Below are 1825 nucleotides of genomic sequence, written 5' to 3'. Positions count from 1 at the left end.
GAGCAATCTGGTAATATGTCAAGATAGTTTTTTTAAATGTTTCGATATGTTTTTCTTAAAAAAGGGTGCAAGAAATAAACATTCGGATTTTTTAATAAAAAATCGAATGTCAGTTCGTCTCGATATGAAATTCGGTGTCTAATTTTTCACCGGTGTACAGTTGGTTTTTGACCAGCAAACCAAAAACGAGTCGTACGAATTTACGAGATGTCAACGCGAGTGCTCTTTTGTGCTGATGTTTCGGGACTTCGCTGTATTTTTTAACGTAGTAGTCCCGATACTCAGTAATGTGTCTTCTGACACTGTTGGCGGCTTCGCCAAGGTAATAGCGCAGATAGGTATTACCAGCTTTCTGCATACAAGTGTCTTCTCCATCGAAGTCACCAGATTGACTTTTTGACCAAGTAAGCCCTGCATACTTGGCTAAAGCATCGGATGAATGAAAAACATTTATATCGCCAATTTCAGCAATGATTCCAGCGGCAAACACAGGACCTATACCATTAATTGATTTGAGAATGGTAAGTGCATTAGGATTCATGCCTTTGATTGTTTTTTCAATAGCATCATCAATAGCCTTGATTTCTTTCTTAAAAGTATCAATACAGTTGAAAGAACTTGCCAGAGAGACGTTTAAAGGCTCATATAGGCATTTGTCAAGGCGATAGGAATCTCTTGCAGCTTTCCTCAAAAGCTCAGTGGTTTTTGAAATATCTGTAATCCTGTTCTTGCTTTTTTCAGCTATGAATGTAAGTAGCTCTTCTTCAGAAGCATCCATGATCTCTTGAGGAGATAAATATTCTGTAAGGATAGCAGATGAAGTAGCACCATAAATATTGCTAAATGGTTGGTTCTTGCCATCAAGTAGCTGTAATTCACTGAATTTGAGATATAGGTTAGAAACCATATATGTTTTCTCTCTGGTAATGCATTCTGTCAGATGCAGACGATGTCTAGTAAGACGTTTTAAAGCTAAAAATTGACTGCCATGCCAAGGCTGTGTTTCGATTAAGCCAGCTCGTGCAAAATCAGCAATAATAAAGGCATCCAGAGGATCCGTCTTAGCCATTCCAATAAAAGCTTTTCTATAGTTAGCTGTCATTTTAGGATTTAGACAGAAAACGTAAGGCTTGAACGGAAGCAATATTTCACAAGTAGAAAGATGGTTTGCAATGTGAATGCTGTAAACAGAAGTGGATTCCATAGCAATCACAATGGTATTCAAGTCAGAATGAGCAACCATACAATCCTTGATTAAAGCAGAGAGTTCATCTGCACCAGGCTGATTGTTGGAGAAAGAAGCTTGTATATATTTATTTTTATAAAAATCCATAGCATAAACAACATTGGATTTAGAACTGACATCAATACCGACAAACAAAGTAGACATAAAGTTAATCTTTAACATGATATCACCATCCTTTCCGATTAAGTATTCTTGAAATCTGAAGTAAAAGGTTTATCCTGGGCATCATGTAGTAACCGCAACCTCGCGTAATCAGCATGCATCCTGCCAGCTTTTTTGCTGGAGCTACGACAGGAGATGAAACATCTGTGTAAGCGGAATGTGCCACATGAACCAGGCTGAAAGCTCAAGAAGCAGACACAACAAGAGTTGGCTGAAAGGTGAAAAAGCAGTGCCTTTGGACATCAGACTCTGCTGATATCTTACCACAGGATAATCTTTATTGAATATATAAATATTAATTGTATAGATGAAAATAGGATGAGGGAGAATTCCTCAAAGATGTCTCCTACCTCTATACTACAAAAAAGATAAGTTTATAACCAGTTTTACTTGGCTATAAACATATTATACGAGGTG

General features: G+C 37.4%; 1 protein-coding gene. It reads right to left on the bottom strand.

Annotated elements, in window-relative coordinates; translation table 11 throughout:
• Nucleotides 1–109: 109 nt before the first annotated feature.
• Nucleotides 110–1408: an IS110 family RNA-guided transposase gene (locus CLORY_RS22725; protein WP_079428863.1), complete on the bottom strand. Its 1299-nt coding sequence runs from the start codon at nucleotides 1406–1408 to the stop codon at nucleotides 110–112.
• Between the last annotated feature and the right edge of the window lie 417 nt (nucleotides 1409–1825).

The organism is Clostridium oryzae (genome assembly GCF_002029235.1).
Classification (GTDB): Bacteria; Bacillota; Clostridia; order Clostridiales; family Clostridiaceae; genus Clostridium_AE; species Clostridium_AE oryzae.
Note: the sequence above shows the minus strand (reverse complement) of the source record. Positions and strands in the feature narration are given on the sequence as shown.